Source organism: Pseudomonas sp. 2995-1 (genome assembly GCF_002742505.1).
GTDB lineage: Bacteria > Pseudomonadota > Gammaproteobacteria > Pseudomonadales > Pseudomonadaceae > Aquipseudomonas > Aquipseudomonas sivasensis.
The window spans coordinates 1-228 of the sequence record NZ_LJSA01000013.1 but is presented as its reverse complement, the minus strand read 5'-3'; the positions used below and the strand labels follow the sequence as shown (position 1 = coordinate 228).

The following is a 228-nucleotide window of genomic DNA, read 5'->3' as shown; positions in this document are numbered from 1 at the left end:
GCATTTCAGTAGGTCATACAGAAACTGAAGGTATATCAAAAATGACACTCGTGGTTGAAGTAGAGGATAACCAAAAGCTTGAACAACTTACAAAGCAGCTAAATAAACAAATAGATGTTCTAAAAGTGTCTGACATAACAGATAAAGCCATTGTTGCTAGAGAACTAGCACTAATTAAAGTAGTAAGCAGTGCTCAGCTGAGACACGAAATCCAAGGTATTATAGAAC

1 protein-coding gene is annotated in these 228 nt (G+C 36.0%); it reads left to right on the top strand.

What is annotated here, in order from left to right; all coding sequences use genetic code 11:
• Nucleotides 1-41: 41 nt before the first annotated feature.
• The coding region (gene ilvN, locus AOA61_RS00045) for an acetolactate synthase small subunit (RefSeq protein WP_256583301.1) at nucleotides 42-228 on the top strand (187 nt) is incomplete at its 3' end.